General features: G+C 52.2%; 20 protein-coding genes. 8 read left to right on the forward strand and 12 right to left on the reverse strand.

The window, feature by feature from the left end:
• Positions 1-8: 8 nt before the first annotated feature.
• The 8 genes from AB6B37_RS09600 to AB6B37_RS09635 all read right to left on the reverse strand — a co-directional run bounded on the left by AB6B37_RS09600 (position 9) and on the right by AB6B37_RS09635 (position 6,443).
• Complete coding sequence (locus AB6B37_RS09600) at positions 9-395, reverse strand: VOC family protein (protein ID WP_371395555.1); 387 nt, start codon at positions 393-395, stop codon at positions 9-11.
• A gap of 40 nt (positions 396-435) precedes the next feature.
• Entirely contained in the window at positions 436-996 is a 561-nt protein-coding gene (locus AB6B37_RS09605; RefSeq protein ID WP_371395556.1) for an MOSC domain-containing protein, read from the reverse strand.
• A 9-nt stretch (positions 997-1,005) separates the two neighbouring features.
• A complete protein-coding gene (locus tag AB6B37_RS09610; RefSeq protein ID WP_371395557.1) occupies positions 1,006-1,395 on the reverse strand; it encodes a F0F1 ATP synthase subunit epsilon in 390 nt (129 codons plus the stop codon).
• Positions 1,396-1,435: 40 nt separating this feature from the next.
• The gene (gene atpD / locus AB6B37_RS09615; RefSeq protein WP_371395558.1) at positions 1,436-2,962 is read right to left on the reverse strand and encodes a F0F1 ATP synthase subunit beta; all 1,527 of its coding nucleotides are present in this window, start codon (positions 2,960-2,962) and stop codon (positions 1,436-1,438) included.
• A gap of 19 nt (positions 2,963-2,981) precedes the next feature.
• Positions 2,982-3,887, reverse strand: a complete 906-nt coding sequence (locus AB6B37_RS09620; RefSeq protein ID WP_371395559.1) for a F0F1 ATP synthase subunit gamma — start codon at positions 3,885-3,887, stop codon at positions 2,982-2,984.
• 28 nt (positions 3,888-3,915) lie between these two features.
• A complete protein-coding gene (atpA, locus tag AB6B37_RS09625; protein ID WP_371395560.1) occupies positions 3,916-5,448 on the reverse strand; it encodes a F0F1 ATP synthase subunit alpha in 1,533 nt (510 codons plus the stop codon).
• A 39-nt stretch (positions 5,449-5,487) separates the two neighbouring features.
• Entirely contained in the window at positions 5,488-6,045 is a 558-nt protein-coding gene (locus AB6B37_RS09630) for a F0F1 ATP synthase subunit delta (RefSeq protein WP_371395561.1), read from the reverse strand.
• A 212-nt stretch (positions 6,046-6,257) separates the two neighbouring features.
• On the reverse strand, positions 6,258-6,443 hold the full coding sequence (locus AB6B37_RS09635) for a hypothetical protein (protein WP_371398442.1): 186 nt from the start codon (positions 6,441-6,443) through the stop codon (positions 6,258-6,260).
• A 99-nt stretch (positions 6,444-6,542) separates the two neighbouring features.
• Between AB6B37_RS09635 and AB6B37_RS09640 the strand changes: the two genes are divergently transcribed.
• Positions 6,543-7,490 carry a hypothetical protein gene (locus AB6B37_RS09640; RefSeq protein WP_371395562.1) on the forward strand — a complete coding sequence of 316 codons (948 nt, stop codon included), beginning with the start codon at positions 6,543-6,545 and terminating at the stop codon, positions 7,488-7,490.
• Complete coding sequence (locus AB6B37_RS09645; protein WP_371395563.1) at positions 7,480-8,460, forward strand: hypothetical protein; 981 nt, start codon at positions 7,480-7,482, stop codon at positions 8,458-8,460. The genes AB6B37_RS09640 and AB6B37_RS09645 overlap by 11 nt, the downstream gene beginning before the upstream one ends.
• Before the next feature lie 6 nt (positions 8,461-8,466).
• Here AB6B37_RS09645 and AB6B37_RS09650 read toward each other — a convergent pair whose 3' ends face one another.
• On the reverse strand, positions 8,467-10,638 hold the full coding sequence (locus tag AB6B37_RS09650; protein ID WP_371395564.1) for a primosomal protein N': 2,172 nt from the start codon (positions 10,636-10,638) through the stop codon (positions 8,467-8,469).
• A gap of 53 nt (positions 10,639-10,691) precedes the next feature.
• Between AB6B37_RS09650 and fsa the strand changes: the two genes are divergently transcribed.
• The gene (gene fsa, locus AB6B37_RS09655) at positions 10,692-11,342 is read left to right on the forward strand and encodes a fructose-6-phosphate aldolase (protein WP_371395565.1); all 651 of its coding nucleotides are present in this window, start codon (positions 10,692-10,694) and stop codon (positions 11,340-11,342) included.
• Between the two features lie 105 nt (positions 11,343-11,447).
• Positions 11,448-12,110, forward strand: coding sequence for a LysM peptidoglycan-binding domain-containing protein (locus tag AB6B37_RS09660; protein ID WP_371395566.1), 663 nt, complete (start codon positions 11,448-11,450; stop codon positions 12,108-12,110).
• A gap of 382 nt (positions 12,111-12,492) precedes the next feature.
• Here the strand turns inward: AB6B37_RS09660 and AB6B37_RS09665 are convergent, their stop codons facing one another.
• The 3 genes from AB6B37_RS09665 to tadA all read right to left on the reverse strand — a co-directional run bounded on the left by AB6B37_RS09665 (position 12,493) and on the right by tadA (position 15,503).
• Positions 12,493-13,803: a hypothetical protein gene (locus tag AB6B37_RS09665; protein ID WP_371395567.1), complete on the reverse strand. Its 1,311-nt coding sequence runs from the start codon at positions 13,801-13,803 to the stop codon at positions 12,493-12,495.
• A 192-nt stretch (positions 13,804-13,995) separates the two neighbouring features.
• Positions 13,996-15,012, reverse strand: a complete 1,017-nt coding sequence (locus tag AB6B37_RS09670) for a DMT family transporter (protein ID WP_371395568.1) — start codon at positions 15,010-15,012, stop codon at positions 13,996-13,998.
• Positions 15,009-15,503 carry a tRNA adenosine(34) deaminase TadA gene (gene tadA, locus AB6B37_RS09675; RefSeq protein WP_371395569.1) on the reverse strand — a complete coding sequence of 165 codons (495 nt, stop codon included), beginning with the start codon at positions 15,501-15,503 and terminating at the stop codon, positions 15,009-15,011. Before tadA ends, AB6B37_RS09670 begins: the two co-directional genes overlap by 4 nt.
• Here tadA and AB6B37_RS09680 point away from each other — a divergent pair.
• From AB6B37_RS09680 to AB6B37_RS09695, 4 genes are all read left to right on the forward strand, one after another.
• Positions 15,489-16,622 (forward strand): pseudouridine synthase, encoded by a 1,134-nt coding sequence (locus AB6B37_RS09680; RefSeq protein WP_371395570.1) that lies wholly within the window; start codon positions 15,489-15,491, stop codon positions 16,620-16,622. The two genes, tadA and AB6B37_RS09680, sit on opposite strands and share 15 nt — an antisense overlap.
• Positions 16,623-16,632: 10 nt before the next feature.
• The gene (rsmD, locus tag AB6B37_RS09685; protein ID WP_371395571.1) at positions 16,633-17,199 is read left to right on the forward strand and encodes a 16S rRNA (guanine(966)-N(2))-methyltransferase RsmD; all 567 of its coding nucleotides are present in this window, start codon (positions 16,633-16,635) and stop codon (positions 17,197-17,199) included.
• Between the two features lie 70 nt (positions 17,200-17,269).
• Complete coding sequence (locus AB6B37_RS09690; protein ID WP_371395572.1) at positions 17,270-18,649, forward strand: hypothetical protein; 1,380 nt, start codon at positions 17,270-17,272, stop codon at positions 18,647-18,649.
• A gap of 100 nt (positions 18,650-18,749) precedes the next feature.
• Positions 18,750-18,944, forward strand: a complete 195-nt coding sequence (locus AB6B37_RS09695; protein WP_371395573.1) for a type II toxin-antitoxin system HicA family toxin — start codon at positions 18,750-18,752, stop codon at positions 18,942-18,944.

Consider the following 18,944-nt stretch of genomic DNA (forward strand, 5'->3'; position numbering starts at 1 on the left):
TGTCTGATTCAACTGAGCTGAATGAGTTGAATGAGATTACCACATGTATCATTCAAAACAGCAATCTTCACATCTCCAGCTGCCACAGGGGCTTGAGTGAACAACACACCTAACTCTTTTAAACGGTTGTACTCTGCATCAAGATTTTGCACGCTAAAGGCCGTAAATGGGATACCGTCACGCATCATCGCGGCTTGAAAGTCTTTGACTGCGGGGTGTTGATTTGGTTCCAAACCCAGTTCAACGCCCTTTGGTTCATCGGCTGAGACAAGGGTAATCCAACGGTGCTTACCCATCGGGATATCGTGCTTCACAACGAACCCAAGTTTTTCAGTGTAAAATGATAGCGCCTTGGATTGATCATCGACACAGACACTTTTGATATACATTTTCATCTGCTTATCCCTTGCTTGTTAAACTGCAAACACTACGCCTCTACAAAACCGGCAATCCCACAAACGCGCCACCCGGCAGCACCGCCCTCACCGTGTCGCCCGCTTTCACCTCACCGCCCGTAATCACCACTGACATGACGCCAGATTTGCGGCGCACGGTGCCGTCGGGCAGGACCTCTTTCATCACATCTTTGAACCCGGCCCCTAGCGCGTTCAGCAATTTGCACGGATCGCGGAGGCCTGTCAGTTCGACGACCGCATCGTCCCCTAAATGTAAGCGCGTGCCGACAGGTAGACCAAGTAAATTGAGGCCGCGCGTCGCGATGTTTTCGCCCATATCGCCGGGGCCGACAGTGAAACCCACTTTGGCGACGTCGTCAAATAGCTCCGCATGCATCAAATGCACTTGGCGCAAGTTCGGACGTGTGGGGTCTTTTTTCTTATCATAGCGGTGCTGCACAGTTTTGCCGAAATGCGCGTCGCCAGACACACCAAGGCCCGCCACCAAGGTGATGACGGGCACAATGTCTTTGGAAAATTTATGGGTCGCTTTGCGCGAAACCGCCTCGACAACGCCCTCGAAGATGACGTTATCTGTCACCGACTTGGCTTAGCCGTTGGCCACAGCGCGGAGGCCGTCCAGATTTTGTTGGGCCGTCACAGCGGCGTCACCAGACATATCGCCCATAGCAGCCTCTAGCCGTTCAATCTCGCCCGCAATCGTCTCGGCATTTAAGTCGGTCATCGCCACAGCTTTTTCAGCCAATACCGTCAAGCCGTCAGGCGTAACATCAGCAAAGCCGCCTTGGACGAAATATTGCGTGGTTTTGCCGTCGTGATAGACCGTAATCGCGCCCGTGCGGATTGCCGCCATCAGCGGAGAGTGATTGGCAAAAATACCCAAATCACCCTCTGTGCCGGGGATATCAACCTGATCAACGTCTCCAGAGAACAATTCACGCTCTGGAGAGACGAGTGAGAAGTTTAATTTATCTGCCATGATTACGCTCCGCACTCCCCTGACGGGGAGCGTTGGTTAATTAAGCCGCAGCCGCTGCCATTTTGGCGGCTTTTTCGATGACGTCATCAATGCCGCCGACCATGTAAAAGGCTTGCTCTGGTAGGTGATCATATTCACCTTCGACCAGGCCTTTGAATGAGCGGACAGTGTCTTCTAGCGGCACTTGAATACCTGGCGAGCCTGTGAAAATCTCGGCCACGTCAAATGGCTGGCTCAAGAATTTCTCAACCTTACGCGCGCGGGCAACGGTGAGTTTATCTTCTTCAGATAGCTCGTCCATGCCCAAAATCGCGATGATGTCTTGCAGAGATTTATAACGCTGTAGGATTTCTTGCACCTGACGCGCAACGGCGTAATGCTCTTGGCCAACGGTGCGCGGCTCTAGGATACGCGATGTTGAATCGAGCGGATCCACGGCCGGGTAAATACCCTTCTCAGAGATTGCACGGTTCAGAACAGTAGTCGCGTCCAAGTGAGCAAATGATGTGGCCGGCGCAGGGTCGGTCAAGTCATCGGCTGGCACGTAAATCGCTTGCACAGAGGTAATAGAGCCTTTGTTTGTCGATGTAATGCGTTCCTGCATCTGGCCCATTTCAGTCGCGAGTGTCGGCTGGTAACCCACAGCGGACGGAATACGACCCAGAAGCGCGGACACTTCGGAACCCGCTTGGGTGAAACGGAAGATGTTATCAACGAAGAATAAGACGTCTTTGCCTTCTTCATCGCGGAAATATTCAGCTTGTGACAGACCCGTCAAAGCCACACGCGCACGCGCTCCGGGAGGCTCGTTCATCTGGCCGTAGACCAATGTTGCGCGGCTTTCGCCGTCTAGGTTAATCACGTTAGATTCGATCATTTCGTGGTAAAGGTCGTTACCTTCGCGGGTGCGTTCGCCAACGCCCGCAAACACAGAGTAGCCGCCAAAAAGCTTCGCGATATTGTTGATAAGTTCCATGATAAGGACAGTTTTACCCACGCCCGCACCCCCGAACAGACCAATTTTACCCCCCTTAGAATATGGGCAAAGCAGGTCGATAACTTTAATACCAGTTGCAAGGACTTCGGTCTCTGTCGCTTGGTCAACAAAGGCCGGCGCGTCTTTGTGGATCGGCGCCATAACTTTGGTCTTTAAAGGGCCGCGATCATCAATCGGCTCTCCGATGACGTTCATAATACGGCCAAGCGTTTCAGGGCCAACAGGCACAGTGATAGGCTTGCCTAAATCAGTCACGGCCTGACCACGGACAAGACCTTCGGTCGCGTCCATCGCAATGGTACGGACTGTGTTTTGACCCAAATGCTGCGCAACTTCGAGGACAAGGCGGTTACCGCTATTATCAGTTTCCAGCGCGTTTAGGATGGACGGCAATTCGCCCGTAAATTCCACGTCAACAACCGCGCCGATAACCTGGCTGATACGGCCAGTGCCGATTTTATTGGTGTTCGCGGCTTTTTTGCTCGCGCGTTTCACAGGAGCCTTCTTTGCCGCTGCTTTCTTTGCAGGCGCTTTTTTCGCCGCTGTCTTTTTTACTGCTGCTTTTGCCATTGGTTCGTTCCTCTAGCGTTTAAAGCGCTTCCGCGCCACTAATGATTTCGATCAGTTCAGATGTAATCTGCGCCTGACGTGTTCTGTTAAATGTAAGCGTCAGACGGTCAATCATGTCACCCGCATTGCGTGTGGCATTATCCATAGCCGTCATCTTAGAGCCCATTTCACCCGCTTGGTTTTCAAGTAGGGCTGTGAATATCTGCGTATTGATGTTACGCGGAAGCAGCGTCGCAAGAATGCCCGCTTCATCCGGCTCATAAGTGTAAATCGCACCCTTAAGGTCAGGACCAGACGCCGCATCTGTGTCAGCATTGCCTTCACCAAGGCCCGCAATCGCGGGGATAAGCGTATTGGCGACAGGTGTTTGCGTCATCACGTTCTCAAAATTAGAGAAGATAAGCTTACACACATCAAACTCTCCCGCGTTGAACATAGCGGTCACGGCCTGACCCAAATCCTGCGCAATCGCAGCGGTTAGAACGCGTTCTTCTTTCAGCGAGACATATTTAACGATCTTCTCATTGTGCAGACGCTTAATCTGGTCGTAGCCTTTTTTGCCAATCAAGAACAATTTGACGGTTTTACCCGCTCGTTCCAGCGCAACAATTTCCTCGCGCGCTTTGCGGACAATATTTGTGTTAAACCCGCCGCAAAGACCCCGGTCGGCTGTTGCCACGATTAACAAAACAGTGTCGGATTTACCGTTACCGATAAGCAGTTCAGGCCCACCCGCTGCATCTGACATAGAACTTGCTAGATTAGAAATAATCGCGTTCAGGCGTTCAGAATAGGGGCGAGATTTTTCCGCAGCATCCTGCGCTTTACGCAGCTTTGCCGCCGCGACCATTTGCATGGCGCGCGTGATCTTTTGCGTGTTTTTCACGCTTTTGATCCGGTTTTGTAACTCTTTTAAGCTGGCCATTGCCAAGCTCCTTAATCAAGTGGCGAGGCTAAGCGGCGAAATTTGTCGTGAACGTCTCAAGCACTGATTTCAGTGTCTCTTCGATCTCTGGCGTCAGTTTCTTACCTGTTGCAATATCATTCAGCAGCGCTGACTGATCGGCTTTCAGATGCGCAAGCAGCTCTTTCTCATAGGCGCGCACATCACGAACGGCGACACGGTCAAGATAACCACGTGTACCGGCGTAGATCACGCAAACCTGCTCTTCCACTTGCAGAGGCGAATATTGGTCTTGCTTAAGAAGCTCTGTCAGACGCTCACCACGGGCCAAAAGGGCTTGTGTTGACGCGTCCAAATCGGAACCAAACTGCGCAAAGGCCGCCATTTCGCGGTATTGCGCCAACTCACCCTTAATCGGGCCAGCGACCTGTTTCATGGCTTTGATCTGCGCGGATGACCCCACACGAGACACAGACAGACCCACGTTTAGCGCAGGACGGATACCCTGGAAGAACAAATCTGTTTCCAAGAAAATCTGACCATCTGTAATCGAAATCACATTTGTTGGAATAAAGGCCGACACATCGTTACCTTGCGTTTCAATAATAGGCAGCGCGGTCAGTGAACCAGACCCATTATCCTCATTGAGTTTCGCCGCGCGCTCTAGAAGTCTGGAGTGAAGATAGAACACATCACCCGGATAGGCTTCGCGGCCCGGAGGACGACGGAGAAGAAGTGACATCTGGCGATAGGCCACGGCTTGTTTGGACAAATCATCATAAATGATCAGGCCGTGCATGCCGTTATCACGGAAATATTCGCCCATGGCGCAACCCGCAAATGGGGCAAGATACTGCAGCGGAGCTGGCTCTGACGCTGTCGCGGCAACAATAATGGAATAATCCATCGCGCCGTTTTCCTCTAACGTCTTAACAAGTTGCGCCACTGTGGAGCGCTTTTGTCCGATAACGACATAGATACAATAAAGCTTGTCATTGTCGCGACCTTCGTCAAAGGCGGCCTTTTGGTTCAAAATGGCGTCAACGGCGACGGCTGTCTTACCTGTTTGGCGGTCACCAATGATAAGTTCGCGCTGACCTCGGCCAACGGGGATAAGCGCGTCAATCGCTTTAATACCGGTCTGCACAGGCTCGTGCACGCCTTTACGCGGCATAATACCGGGGGCTTTAACGTCAACGCGGCGGCGCTCTGATGATTTGATCGGGCCTTTGCCGTCAATTGGCTCGCCCAGCGGGTTCACAACACGACCCAAAAGACCCATGCCGACGGGCACGTCCACAATCTCGCCGAGGCGTTTGACAGTGTCGCCTTCTTTAATACCACGGTCTTCGCCGAAAATCACGGCACCGACATTGTCACTCTCTAGGTTAAGCGCCATACCTTTGACGCCGCCTGGAAATTCGACCATCTCGCCCGCGCGGACATTATCTAGTCCGTAAATACGCGCAATACCGTCACCGACGCTAAGCACTTGGCCTACGTCAGAGATTTTAGCATCAGAGCCAAAGCCCTTAATCTGTTTTTTCAAAATGCTGGAAATTTCAGCGGCGCGAATATCCATGATCTTATCCTTAATGAGGGTCCTGGTTAGGCGTGTAAATTATGCGTCTTTGAGCGCGATTCTAAGGCCCTCAAGTTTTGTCTTGAGGGAGTTATCATAAAGCCGAGAGCCAAGCTGCACGACAAATCCACCGATAAGCGATGGATCAATAGTCGTTTCAACAGCGACCGCCCGGCCTGTTTCTTTTTTCAATTTCGATTTCAGCGCGGTGATGTCCGCAGCTGTCATTTTTGTCGCACTTGTGACCTTGGCAATTTGTGTGCCGCGATGCTTAGCAAGTAGCTCAGTGAAGGATTGCAACATGGCGGGAATTTCGGCCGCGCGGCGATTCTCTGCGACTGTGCCGATAAATTGCGTGGTTAGCTTGCTAACCTTGGCCTTCTTGGCCAATGCCACGAGCGCGTTTTTCTTATCAACCGTAGCGTAGACAGGGTTGGTTGCCATCTTGCGAACAGCGTCGCTATCAGAGAAGATTTTGGTAAGTTTTTTGACGTCTTTTTCAATAGTATTCAAAGACTTAGCCTCTTGCGCCAGCTCTAGCAACGCCTTTGCGTAACGTCCCGCAGCTTCACTCGACATAACATCAGTATTTGACACAACCAAAGTCCGTTCTCAATGATTGACCTGTGTAATCAGAGCGCGTGAGCACCCCAAAGGCCGATAAGCAAATAGACGCAAAACAACGCCCTTTCGCCAAACTCGCGCGGGCTTTAGCACGGTCATATTTAGAAGCCAAGAGCAGATTCACTGTGACTTTTAGCCCCGCGCATATGTGGGGTGCCTGTGGGGATGAAAGACGGGTAAACCCCTCACATAAACCCCTGCGGATCTATGTCGATGTGGAGCTTATATTTGGCGGGGACTTTTATGCGGGCGCGCCAGACGCGCATATATTTGGACAGGTTCACTGTAGGCTCTGATTGCACCAAAATGCGGCGACGGAAAAGACCCCGCAGGCGGTCGATGGGCGACTCACTTGGGCCTAGGATGTCTATGCCGTCTGCGCGCGGGGCGAGTGAGACGAATTTCTAATTAACCCCCCCCCCAATATGCCACCCCTAGATGCATAATGCATTCTTGCATTGGAGGTTTTTGTGGACATTTTAAGTTACGACGTCGTTGAATTTGATAGCTTTGACTTCGAGGCGCAACTAGACGCGCAATTTGGTGAGGCCGCCATCACACACGCGCCCCCAAACGTAGATATATCCAATCCTATGACAGCGGATGTAAATGTTTGGGATGATTTTAGTGGGTTTTCCGTCTTGGCAGAAACTAAAGCCATACCCGATACCGTGTATAATGAGGGCGAGGAGGATGATGACGATCAAGATGATGGCGGTGGAGGCGGCGGCGTCTTTCCTGACTCTTGGACTGATGATGGATATGAATTAATTGCTTATTTTAGCATTAATGACGGGAGCATGGGGTCATTCCATTTTGATGGTTCAGGCGGAGGCGGAGGTGGCGGAACTGGCCCGAGCGGAACACCACCGATTACACAACCAGACACTCCGGATACTCCCACTCCAGATGATCCCGACACCTCAGATTGCCCACAGGTAACGCCAAGCAATGTGAACACAAATGCTATGGCAAACGACTCTCATGCGCTCGCCAATGAAGCAAATGCACTAACGAACAACTTCTTGAGAGCAGCACTGCTTCATGGATCATCAATTTCAACAACTGCGCCAAATGGAACTCAAATCTCTCTCTTCCAATTGGTCGATTTTGCCGCAAGTGGTCAATCGGTGAATTTTTTCATTGGTGATCTCAATACGTCAGCAACCACCGCAACTGTCGGCGGGGCAAATTTCACCACATTTGATTTGAATGAAATTACATCAAATGGTAACTTTGGACGAGATTTTTTGACAACATTGGTGCATGAATTATTGCATATAGATAGCAATCATGATGATTACGGCCTAAACTCTGAAAGCGCATTAGACGATATAGCCAATGATTTAATTAAACAGCTTGAAGACGCTACAAATTCAGATTTAACGGATACAGAGAATAATGATTGTGATGGGTAATTTTGTAAATCTGTATGAGAATACAGTAAAAAAAACCTATGTAGTGATTGCACCCATTTTACTAAGCCTGTTCGTCTTTCCCTCTTGCATGGCTGCAGAGCGCAAAGATAACTTGGTGCAGATCAATGGCACTCCGTGTCAGGCTCTTCAGTCTCTCGCGGGCGCAACGCATTACCCACCAGATTTGAAAACACAATTCGTTGCCACAAAAGGTATTGTCGTTCTTGATAGCGATAACGGATGCGTCATAAATATCTCGGATATTAACACCCTCCGTCAATTTGACGCCGAACATGGTTTGTCGAAGAAGGCGTTGTTCGCTTCATCCAAACCAGTTTCAAAGGTTGATATGGATAGCTTTCAGGCGGCGCAGTTATCGACACTTATTTCTTACTGGAACGGCATAACTGACCTGCGAGCAGGCAATAGAGATGCGGCATTTAGCGCGCTTCTTGATATTTATAAGGTTAAGCCGCGCGGTCACACTCATTTTGCCTTTAATTTTGAAGCTTCGCATACACCTGACTCCGAAGACATTGTTCAAGCCTATCGCTCCAGTTCGTTTTACACTTTATCGATGATTGCTGAACTGACCAGAGATGCCAAAATATCGAAACTTAATCTTGAGACGGCACGCTCTTTAGAGGGTCAACTAAATGAAGACATAGCCAGCATTGTTTTAAGTCAGGGGCAAAAGAAGATGGCACTATCCACCAGTGATAACATGAACGGCCCAAAACTTATCAGTCTTTTGAATACATTAAGAGATGTTTCTGCACGCGGTGTATATTCGACATATTCCCCCTCGGCACCACAAGATATATTCGATGAAACCGAGCGGCTTGATAAGATTGCTGCGCAAAACATCCTCGCGATGAGTGAAAAATATCTGGCGATAAGACCCACTATTTGCAGTAGTCTAGATGAAAATTATCATAGAGCAGCAAAAGAAAAATACTGCACGGACTAGCCCCACTCACATAAACCCCTGCGGATCGATATCGATGTGCAGCTTATATTTCGCGGGGACGCGGAGCTTTTTGCGCCAGACGCGCATATATTTAGATAGGTTCACGGAGGCTTCCGCTTGCACCAGAATGCGGCGTCTATAGAGGCCCCGAAGGCGGCCAATGGGCGGCTCGGACGGGCCGAGGATGTCGATACCGTCGGCGCGCGGGGCGAGGCTGACGAATTTCTTGGCGAGGGCTTCGGTCTTCTTTACATCAGGGCCGCTGATAATGACGCCCGCGAGTTTGCCATAAGGCGGCAGGCCGAGCATCTCGCGGCTGGCAAGTTCTGCGGATATGAACCGTTCGCGGTCACCCGCCGCCAGCGCCGATAGCGCTTCGTGGTCGGGTTGATGGGTTTGGATAAGCGCTGTGCCGGGTTTATCGGCGCGCCCGGCCCGGCCCGCGACCTGCACGAGGGTCTGATAGGTTCGCTCCCCTGCGCGCGGATCGCCGCCCGCAAGGCCAAGGTCGCCGTCCACCACGCCAACGAACGTCAGATGCGGAAAGTTATGGCCTTTCACAACCATTTGCGTGCCAATCAATATGTCAATCTCGCCCGACTCCATGCGTTTCATGCGGGCCGCAATTTCGGCCGGATTGCCAGCGGTGTCAGAGCTGAAAATCTCTATCCTTGCGCCGGGGAAGTGCCGCGCAGCTTCTTCGGCGACGCGCTCCACGCCGGGGCCGACGGGGGTCAGGCTATCGTCGGTTTTGCAATCGGGACAGGCCTTGGGCATGGGCATGGAAAAGCCCGTCATATGACAGCGCGCCCGCCCCGTGGCGCGGTGCTCCACGAGCCAGCTATCCGTATCGGGGGATTTTAGGCGCTCCCCACAGGCACGGCATATAATCAGCGGCGCATAGCCCCGACGGTTCAGATAGAGCATCGCTTGGTCGCCCGACGCAAGCACAGTATTGGTTGCCTCTATCAAAGGGGCGGAAATGAAATCGCCTTTCTCTGGCGGGAAATCTTTCAAATCAACCAAATCAATATCGGGCAATGTCACCGCACCAGGCCGTTCAGGCAGCACAATATGAGCGTAACGCCCCGTGCGGGCGTTTACCAAGCTCTCGAGCGAGGGCGTCGCGGAGGCCAACACAACGGCGTGAGCTGCGATAGAGCCGCGCACCACCGCCATATCGCGCGCATTATAGATGACGCCTTCTTCTTGCTTATAGCTGGTGTCATGTTCTTCATCGACCACGACGAGCGACAGATTATCAAAGGGCAAATAAAGCGCCGAGCGCGCGCCAACGACAAGCTTTGCACGGCCTTGGGCGACCTCCCGCCATGTTCGGCGTCTTTGCGCATCACCCAGCGCGCTATGCCACGGCGCGGGTTCCACGCCAAAGCGCGCTTTAAACCGCGAGAGCGAGGCCTGTGTCAAAGCAATTTCAGGCACGAGGACAAGCACTTGCCCGCCGCGTTTTATCGCCTCTGCGACGCCCTCAAAATAGACCTCTGTTTTGCCAGCCCCTGTCACTCCGTCGAGCAAGCTGACCGAGAACCCACCCCGTATGATTTGGGCGCGAAGCTCCTCGCCCGCCGCCATTTGCTCATCTGTCAGCGCGATGCCGCCATTCGCGGCGCTGCCGTAATCAGGGTCGGGCGTATCAAACGGCGCATCAACAGGCAACGTCTCAACAACCAAGCCACCAGCATTGGCCATGCCGCGCACCACACCTGCGCTGACGCCCGCGCGATCTGCAATTTCAGAGGCGCGGGCGGGAAAGGGCCCGCCCTTATCCAGCACCAATTGACGCGCGGGGGTGAGCTTAAACGCGGCCCCGCTTGGCGTGTAATGGGCAACCATCTCTGACGGGTCCATGGCTTTGATAGAGCGCATCACCATACGCAGAACCAGGCCCGGCGAGACGCAGTTGTAATCTGCCGTCCAGCTAATAAATTTTAACATAGAAGCTGACAGGGCTTTGGTCTGTTTGACCTGCGCGATGTCTTTGAGGACGCGGTCACCCGCGTGAGTTTTCAAGGCCGTCACAACGCCGAGCTTCATTTGCTTGCCAATGGGGGCGAAGACAAATTGCCCCGGCGCGACCGACATCTCTGGCGGGACGGCGTAATCAAAGGCTTCGGGCACATTGACCGGGAAAAGGATTTGAGCGATTTGCGCGGGCATAGGACTATGCTAACAGACACATACGATTCTTGCCCCCCGTTTTGGAGCCTCCCATGAAGTTTTTTGTTGATAGTGCCGATCTTGACCAAATCGCGATGTTAAATGATGTCGGTCTAGTCGACGGCGTCACCACAAACCCGTCCATCATTGCCAAATCAGGCCGTGATTTTAAAACCGTCATCAAGGACATTTGCAAGCTTGTTGACGGCCCCGTCAGCGCCGAAGTTGTCTCGATGAAAAAAGACGAGATGCTAAATGAGGCCCGTATCCTGCGCAAAATCGCGGATAATGTTTGCGTGAAATTGCCGCTGACGATGGACGGACTGGCGGCGTGCAAAGTTCTGTCCGCGGAAGGAACACAGACCAATGTAACCTTGTGCTTTTCTGCCAACCAAGCGCTACTCGCGGCGAAATGCGGGGCGAGCTTTATTTCGCCCTTTATTGGACGTTTGGATGATATCAGTCTCGACGGGCTGGAGTTGATCGAAGACATCCGCACGATTTATGACAATTACGGATATGAGACTGAAATCCTTGCCGCCTCTATCCGCTCTGTTGGGCATATCAAAGACTGCGCGCTTATTGGGGCTGACGTTATCACCTCCCCGCCGGACGTTATTCGCAAACTAGCTGACCACCCGCTAACGGATAAAGGCCTCGCCGCCTTTATGGCCGATTGGGAAAAGACGGGACAATCTATCTAAGCTAAAACATGTCAAAAGCCCTCGTAAACACGGGGGCTTTAATCATTTGTTAGGCATAATCACCGACCCTGTCTTTGATAATTTATATCCGGGGCTGGAGATATTATGCGCCATTTTTTGACACCATCAATTATTGCTGTGACCCTTATGATAACGGGCTGCGCGAGCGTGTCCGAGAGCATCCCGACGGTGAAAGTCGTACGCAAAAAACCGCAAACTGTCGCCACAGTCATGAGCCAATATCAGCAAGCCTTCCCGACCGTGCAGCGCGCCGAAGCGCCCATGGTCTGCGACAATGATAATATGCGCGCGCGTGCGGCGGATAATAACGCCAAGAACGATACGGCCCGTGTTCTTATCCTTGAAGATAATGATCGGTCGAACACTGTGCTCGCCGACGTGACGGTAAACTGCAAAGATTATTTTGAAAATCGCGGTCAATGGGCTGGCTACGCACAAAGCCAGCCGCAAGCTCCCGTCTTCGGTGCGCCCATGACACCTCAGACCGTAAGCACAACACCCACCCAAGCGCAGATTGATACAATCCAAGCACCGCAAGTCGTGCGTCCGCAAACTATCAAAGCTTCGACGGTGACGAATATCGCCACAAACCAGCGTATGTACCGCATCCGCACGGGCGATAACCTTTACCGTATCGCGCGCAATAATTGTACCGACGCCGAAACACTGGCGCAGATGAATAATATCTATGATGCGTCCCGTATCTCCCCCGGCCAGATGATACGGCTGCCAAAGGGCTGTAAATAGGGTTTAGCTCCCGACTCTCGGTCACACTCGCGTAAATTTGGCTAAATATATAAGCCTCACGACATGGATTCCGGGTGCCCTGATGGGTCACGACGGAATGACGAGAGCTTAGAGAGCGCAGCCAATTAAACATGTCATTCCAACGTGAGCAACGCTCACCCGGACTCTGTGTCGTGACCTTCAGTCACGCGGGAATTCCAATCTTACAAGGTAATTCTACGGCATAGACCCTCGGGTCGAGCCCAAGGGTGACGAACCCTTATAGTGACGTGTTGCAACTCTTATTTTGCTTTAATGGTCGCCACATATGCTGTCATCCCAAACAAAAAGGCAGCGTTCCCGCTGCCTCTTCATGCGCCCTCCCCCTCAGTATTTTACGAGGCTAGCTGCCAGTGTTTTTAACAGCCTTTAAGATACGCACGTTTTTATCAGATGCATTAGACGCGGGCTTCACAGCGGGTGCAGGCTCTTTTTTCTCTGCGCGGTAGCTCTCTGACGGCATGATGCTTTGGCCTGTGCTGACACCCCCAATAGAGGCGTAGCGTTCCAGCTTTTGCTTTTGCACTTGGTTGATTTTACGCAGCGTATCTAAATCTTCTAGCGCCGTTGTGAACTTCGCGTTCAGATTTTCGAACTCAACTTTTGACCGCGCAAGGGCTCGAACGTTGCGCTCAACTTCCTCTGACTTTTCACGTAGCCGGGTCTCGGCGCGCTCATTACGTGTGCGCTCGCTATCCAGTGTTGTGCGTAGCGACAGAATTTCTTCGTCCAAATGACCGGACATATTTTCCTTGATACGGACTTGCGTATTAAGCTGCTCGATGCGGGATTTCAGCGCGTAGCTTTCGTCATCACGACGCTTTAGGCTTTCTTCAAACAACGACTTCTGCGTTTTCAAGTCATATTTGGCATTATCGAGCGCACCCGATGTCTCAAAATATTTTGTCTTCAGCTCGTTATGATCCAGGCGAAGGTTCTTAAGCTCGACCATCAATTGATCATTGTGCTTGTTTTTCTCGTCAACTTTAGCAGCGAGTTCCTCTAAGCTTTTTTGCAATTCCATCACGCGGCGGTTTTGCTTGGATAGCTCTGCAGATTGCTCGCTGACGTCATCGGCCAAGTTTTGGTTGGTCATTGTCAGTGTCGAGATACGCTCGTCACGATCTGCGATATTTGTGTTTAAGTTTTCAAGCTCACGCATTTGCTTTTGTAGCTTTTCACGATCAGATTTTTCACGGTCAGCACGGGCAGAAATTTCGGTTTTGGCCACTTCCAACTCTTGACGGACTTCGGCGTGTTGGCGCTCCAGATTAATCAGCTTGTTTTCTTGCTCTGACGCCCAGCTGGATTTCTGGTCAAATTTAGTTTGTAGAACTTTAAGGTCACTTTCGAGCTTGATAGACTGCGCTTCAAAACGCTGTAGCTGGCGGAGGCTAGCATCCATTTTGGCAATTGTCTTACCCAGCGTTACCATGCGCTTTGCGGCAATATTTTGCTGATCTGCATTGGCTTTCATCTCTGCCGTCATTTGCTCGACATAGTCATTAGCCTGTTTGACATCATCGGAATTGGCGGTCTGCGCCGATACGGATGTTGTTGTCGCCTGATACAAGGGGCGCTCGTCACGGCTTTGCGGAACGGCGGGTTTTTCTGTCGTTGATTTCACGGATTTGCCTCGGTTAAAAAATGACATTGTCGTCCCCACTTCTTTAGAAAATCGGCGCTCACCCAGCTGTGCAGTGCTCGAATCAATTAAGTTAACGATACATAAATGCAGGATTCGGACAAGCGAGCATAGAGACCCCATAGGTCGCAACGCCAATGATACGGTCTATTTCGTTCCGTATCCGATTTGAATTTCACTGTTCGAGGAAAACTCTACGGCCTAACGGATAAAGGCTGGATCGACGCTGCGGGCCTTAATCTTGGCCCGTTTATCAATCAGAGTATAAAGACCGATACCGATCATTGTAATGGCTGTGCCGAGCGCGTCCACCCAGCCAAATGGCTCGCTGAGGATGAATACTGCGCCAGCAATGGTCGCGGCCGGGCCAATCATGGCCAGGATAGCGACCGCTTGCGGCCCGACGCGGCCGACCGCTGTCGCAATCATGAAAGACGGCAGAATTGTGGAGAACAGTGCAATCGCGGCCCCAATTACGTAAAGCCGCGGCGGTAGATCAAGGGCGATGCGTGCCCCGTCTATACCGCCGTGCAGCGTGATAAAATGCAGTCCCGTGACAGTTGCCGCCGCAGTCATGGCGATGCATGTGAACAGCTTTGCCCCGACTTGATCGATAAGGCCTTTGGACAAAAGTTGATAAAGCGCGAAAAGTACTGCCGAGCTCATAACCAGCGCACTGCCCAGCGGTACGTTACTGCCCACCGCGATATTTCCAACCGCGAAAATCAGCGCAATACCACTATAGGCGATGATCACGGCTGCAGCCCCCCATTTGGTAATACGCCCGCCAAAAAACAGTGCGCCGAAAATCACGACAAAGACGGGATAAGTAAACAGAATAAGCCGTTCCAACTGCGCCGTAATATATTGCAGGCCAGAGAAATCGAGCAGCGTACAAACATAATAACACAGCACACCGAGCCCTGCGACCTTGGCCATCGTTTTTGCAGCTACATGATGTCCCCTAGCGCGGTTCTTTCGCGTGACCATCCACCAAATTATCAAATAAACAGGCATCGAAAACCCAAGACGTAAAACCATCAGCGTGAGCGGGTCAATCGCAACCTCGCCCATGGCGGCGGCGTCCGCGTCGAGCGGGATAAAGGCAAGCTTGGCCAGCACAGCTTTGAAAGAAAACAGCACCGCCCCACCAATAGCGAGCAAATAGCCGAGGCCGTCATGACTGACTTTAAAACGGTCAGGATTTGGCGGGCTCATCCTGTTGATGTCTTTTTGCGGGATGTTTTTTTACGGCGGGCTCTGAAAAACGCCTTTAACATCGCTGCGCTTTCGCCTTCCATAACGCCGCGTGTCACCTCGGGTTTATGATGGCATGTTGGGCTTTGGAAGAATTGCACACCGCTATCCACCGCGCCGCCTTTGGGGTCAGACGCGCCGTAAACCACCCGCCCAATGCGAGCATTAGAAATCGCGCCTGCGCACATGGTGCAAGGCTCTAGCGTAACGTAAAGCGTGAGCCCCGTGAGGCGGTAATTGCCGCGCGCGTAGCACCCGTCCCGAATAGCGAGGATTTCCGCATGGGCCGTCGGGTCATCAATGCCGATGGGCGCATTACCACTGCGCGCAATCACAGTATCGGACACAGGGTCAACGAGCACAGCCCCCACAGGCACCTCGCCGCGTGAAGATGCCGCTTGCGCCTCGGCTAGGGCTTGCTGCATATAGAGCCTATCTTGCGCATCAGTCATGCGCTTTTCATTGGGCCAAAGCCCGCAAAGGTCAATCCTGTCATGGCAGAAAATAAAAACAATCCCTCGAATAAAGGGGAAAAGCCCAAGGCCAATGATGCCCGAAATAACGATGGAAGCGATCGCATCGCCAAAGTTATGGCGCGGGCCGGTGTGGCGTCGCGGCGCGATTGCGAGAAGTTGATTGATGAAGGACGCGTCAAGGTCAACGGTATCGTGCTGACAACGCCTGCGTTTAAGGTCACCCGCAAAGACGAGATTTTATTTGATGACAAACCACTAGCCGCAAAAGAGCCGCCGCGCGTTTGGCGTTATCACAAACCCAGCGGATTAGTGACGTCCCATAAAGATGAGAAAGGCCGTCGGTCGGTCTTTGATAATATGCCCAAAGATATGCCGCGCGTGATTTCCGTTGGGCGGCTCGATATCACCTCTGAGGGGCTGTTGCTTATGACCAATGACGGCGAAGTTGCGCGGGCCTTAGAACTGCCCAAGACGGGTTTTCTGCGCCGTTACCGCGCACGTGCCTTTGGCCATGTCACCCAAGACCGCCTTGATAGCCTGAAAAAGGGCATTGATATTGACGGCGTCCCCTCTGGCCCGATTGAAGCCACGTTGGATAAGCAACAAGGCAGCAATGCGTGGATTACCGTTACCATTCGCGAGGGTAAAAACCGCGAAGTGCGCCGTGCGCTGGATACGCTTGGGCTAGAAGTGAACCGCCTGATCCGTACCAGTTACGGGCCTTTCCAATTGGGTAAGCTACCCCCAGGTCAAGTCGAAGAAGTCCCCAATGACGCGCTGATTGAACAAATCGGGCATTTGGTCAAAATTCCTTATGTTAAACCCGGCATGCATAGCGGTAAAAGCGCGGGCGCAAATGTCAGTGACGCGCCAGTGCGCAAAGCTCGCGCGCCAAAACGCGGCACATTCGCCAGTGCCAAACGCTTTCAAAATAAAGACGAGGCTTCTGCGCCCAATGAAAAACCTAAGGGAAAACCAAAAAGAGCGGGCGGTAAAACAGAGTTTAAAACAGGTGGACGTCCTGTCGCGGGCAAAGGCAAACGCTCTGCGCCCAAAGCCCCGCCCAAAGGTCGCGGAAAGTTCGCCAAACGATGAGAGCCTATAAATGAGAATAGTCAGCGGCAGATTACGCGGGCGCAATATCGCGACACCGCCCGGGCGAGGCACACGGCCTACCTCGGATCAAACACGCGAGTCTATCTTTAATATCCTCGCCCATGCCCCATGGGCACCGCCGCTTGACGGGGCGATTGCCGCTGATATTTTTGCAGGGTCTGGCGCGCTGGGGTTTGAAGCGATTTCGCGCGGGGCAGAGTTTTGCTTGTTTGTCGAAACAGAGCCCAAAGCCCGCGCCGCCATTCGCGACAATATGGAAAAAATGGACTTGTTTGGCTGTACCCGATTGCATCGCCGTGATGCGACCAAACTGAAAATAGCGCCGGGAAATCTACGCGGGGCGTTCACGCTTATCTTCATGGATCCGCCTTATAATAAAGGGCTGTGGAAACCTGTGTTATGGGCGTTAAAAGACCAAAACTTGGTCGCGGATGACGGTGTCATTATCCTCGAAGTCGCGGCTGATGAAGAAGACATCGAGATTCGCGGATTTGATATTGCCGCAGATAAAACATGGGGCGCGGCGCGCGTCTTATTCTTAACAAAAGCAGCTTAAACAAAGCAGCGGGATTAATGTCCCGTTCACACTCAAATTGTAGTCTATATCAATGTTCTTAAGGCCAATATTGGGATGGCTGATATTCATGCTGCTAAGCTTTGGCAGTAGCCTATTTGCCCATGCGCAGCTTTTAACAAGCAATCTTGAAGTCCGCACACTCACAAATGTCAGCTATAGTTGGCAGACGGTGGCGCTAGAAAACAGCTATACGGACCCGATTGTGGTTTGCACTTATAATCTGGCGTCGGACAGTAACCCGTCTGCCACTACCCGCATCCGCAGCATTACAAGCACCAGCTTTGATCTCAAAATTCAGCAATTTGAGGACAGCAGCAGCGTCACGGCAGGCACAGTCTATTGCATTATCTCTGATGAAGGGGCCTATAACGCAGGCGGGCTGAAATATGAGGCACGCAAAGTCACCGCCCCAAATACCGCGGGCAATTCTGTGCCAAATAGCTGGAACCTTGTTAACAATGTCGATGTAAGCACATCAGTTACACAAAGCTACGCCGCCCCTGTCGTGCTAGGTCAAGTCATGTCCTTTAATGACAATCGCGCTTCTGTCTTTTGGACTTATGATTGCGACACGCGCGGCAACCGCCCGTTTCAATCCGGCATGGCGGACGGCATCTGCGTGGGCAAACATATCGGCCAAATTAACAGCACACGCGCGTCAGAGACATTAGGTTACTTCGTTGTCGAAGGCGGCACAGGCACCGTCAATGGTATTAGCTTCGCCGCTGCCGTAGGTGCAGATACAGGCGGCGGTGTTGGCAACAATCCACCTTATAGCTACACCGTTAGCGGCGATTTTGATATGGGCATCTTAACCCAAGCGGGCGAGGACGGCGGCCAAGGCGGTTGGGCGATTTTATACGGCGCAGACCCCCTACCGAACAACCGTGTGCAATGGGCGATTGAAGAGGAAACAGTCGCGGGCGACACAGGCCGCAGCCACACAACTGAACAAGTCGCCTATTGGTTATTTGATAATAACCAGAGCGCTCTGCTGGGTGCTGATAAATCAGTTGGCATGTCAACGGACGCAGTCTCGCCCTATGCTATCCCCGGCTCGGATGTGATTTACAATATCACCGTGACCAATACGGGCGACGGGCCCGTGGACGCAGATACGCTCTTCCTCGTGGACCCCCTGCCCCCACAAACGCGTCTCTACACAGGTGATATAGACGGCCCCGGCCCAGAGACAGACGCCGTTATCCTATCTGATGCTGGCTCTGGCGTGAGCCTTAACCTCGGCACAGATGTCGGCTTTTCCAACGCCGCCACTGCGCCCGCCACCATGGTCAGTTGTAACTACACGCCCATTGGGCTTTACGACACCGCCGTCACCCACATCTGCCTCGCCCCCAAAGGCGTGATGAGCGAAGGTGTGATTACGCCGAGTAGCTTCACCGTGAGCTTTCGGGTCGGAATTGAGTAGTTTGGCTTGACGAATGAGGTGTTTTGTGTGTATATAAATACACATAGGCTATTACCACCTCTTGCCTGATAAGTCATGATCAAATCAGTTAGGGTGCAGTATGAACAGCCGAACGCTCATTAAGAAACTGAAAGCAGATGGATGGTATTTGGATAGAACACGCGGATCGCATCACCACTTTATACATGATAGCAAGCCCGGCATCGTCACTGTCCCCCATCCTAAGCATGATTTAAAGAAAGGGACGCTACGTTCAATCTACCGCCAAGCGGGTTTGAAGTGGCCACCACAATAA

The sequence above is a fragment of the Fretibacter rubidus genome (assembly GCF_041429785.1).
Lineage (GTDB): Bacteria > Pseudomonadota > Alphaproteobacteria > Caulobacterales > Maricaulaceae > Fretibacter > Fretibacter rubidus.

Coding starts and splice junctions, on each gene's coding strand:
- AB6B37_RS09600 (WP_371395555.1), bottom strand. CDS start 395: ATGAAAATGTATATCAAAAGTGTCTGTGTCGATGATCAATCCAAGGCG.
- AB6B37_RS09610 (WP_371395557.1), bottom strand. CDS start 1,395: ATGGCAGATAAATTAAACTTCTCACTCGTCTCTCCAGAGCGTGAATTG.
- atpD (WP_371395558.1), bottom strand. CDS start 2,962: ATGGCAAAAGCAGCAGTAAAAAAGACAGCGGCGAAAAAAGCGCCTGCA.
- AB6B37_RS09620 (WP_371395559.1), bottom strand. CDS start 3,887: ATGGCCAGCTTAAAAGAGTTACAAAACCGGATCAAAAGCGTGAAAAAC.
- atpA (WP_371395560.1), bottom strand. CDS start 5,448: ATGGATATTCGCGCCGCTGAAATTTCCAGCATTTTGAAAAAACAGATT.
- AB6B37_RS09650 (WP_371395564.1), bottom strand. CDS start 10,638: ATGCCCGCGCAAATCGCTCAAATCCTTTTCCCGGTCAATGTGCCCGAA.
- fsa (WP_371395565.1), top strand. CDS start 10,692: ATGAAGTTTTTTGTTGATAGTGCCGATCTTGACCAAATCGCGATGTTA.
- AB6B37_RS09660 (WP_371395566.1), top strand. CDS start 11,448: ATGCGCCATTTTTTGACACCATCAATTATTGCTGTGACCCTTATGATA.
- AB6B37_RS09665 (WP_371395567.1), bottom strand. CDS start 13,803: ATGTCATTTTTTAACCGAGGCAAATCCGTGAAATCAACGACAGAAAAA.
- AB6B37_RS09670 (WP_371395568.1), bottom strand. CDS start 15,012: ATGAGCCCGCCAAATCCTGACCGTTTTAAAGTCAGTCATGACGGCCTC.
- tadA (WP_371395569.1), bottom strand. CDS start 15,503: ATGACTGATGCGCAAGATAGGCTCTATATGCAGCAAGCCCTAGCCGAG.
- rsmD (WP_371395571.1), top strand. CDS start 16,633: ATGAGAATAGTCAGCGGCAGATTACGCGGGCGCAATATCGCGACACCG.
- AB6B37_RS09695 (WP_371395573.1), top strand. CDS start 18,750: ATGAACAGCCGAACGCTCATTAAGAAACTGAAAGCAGATGGATGGTAT.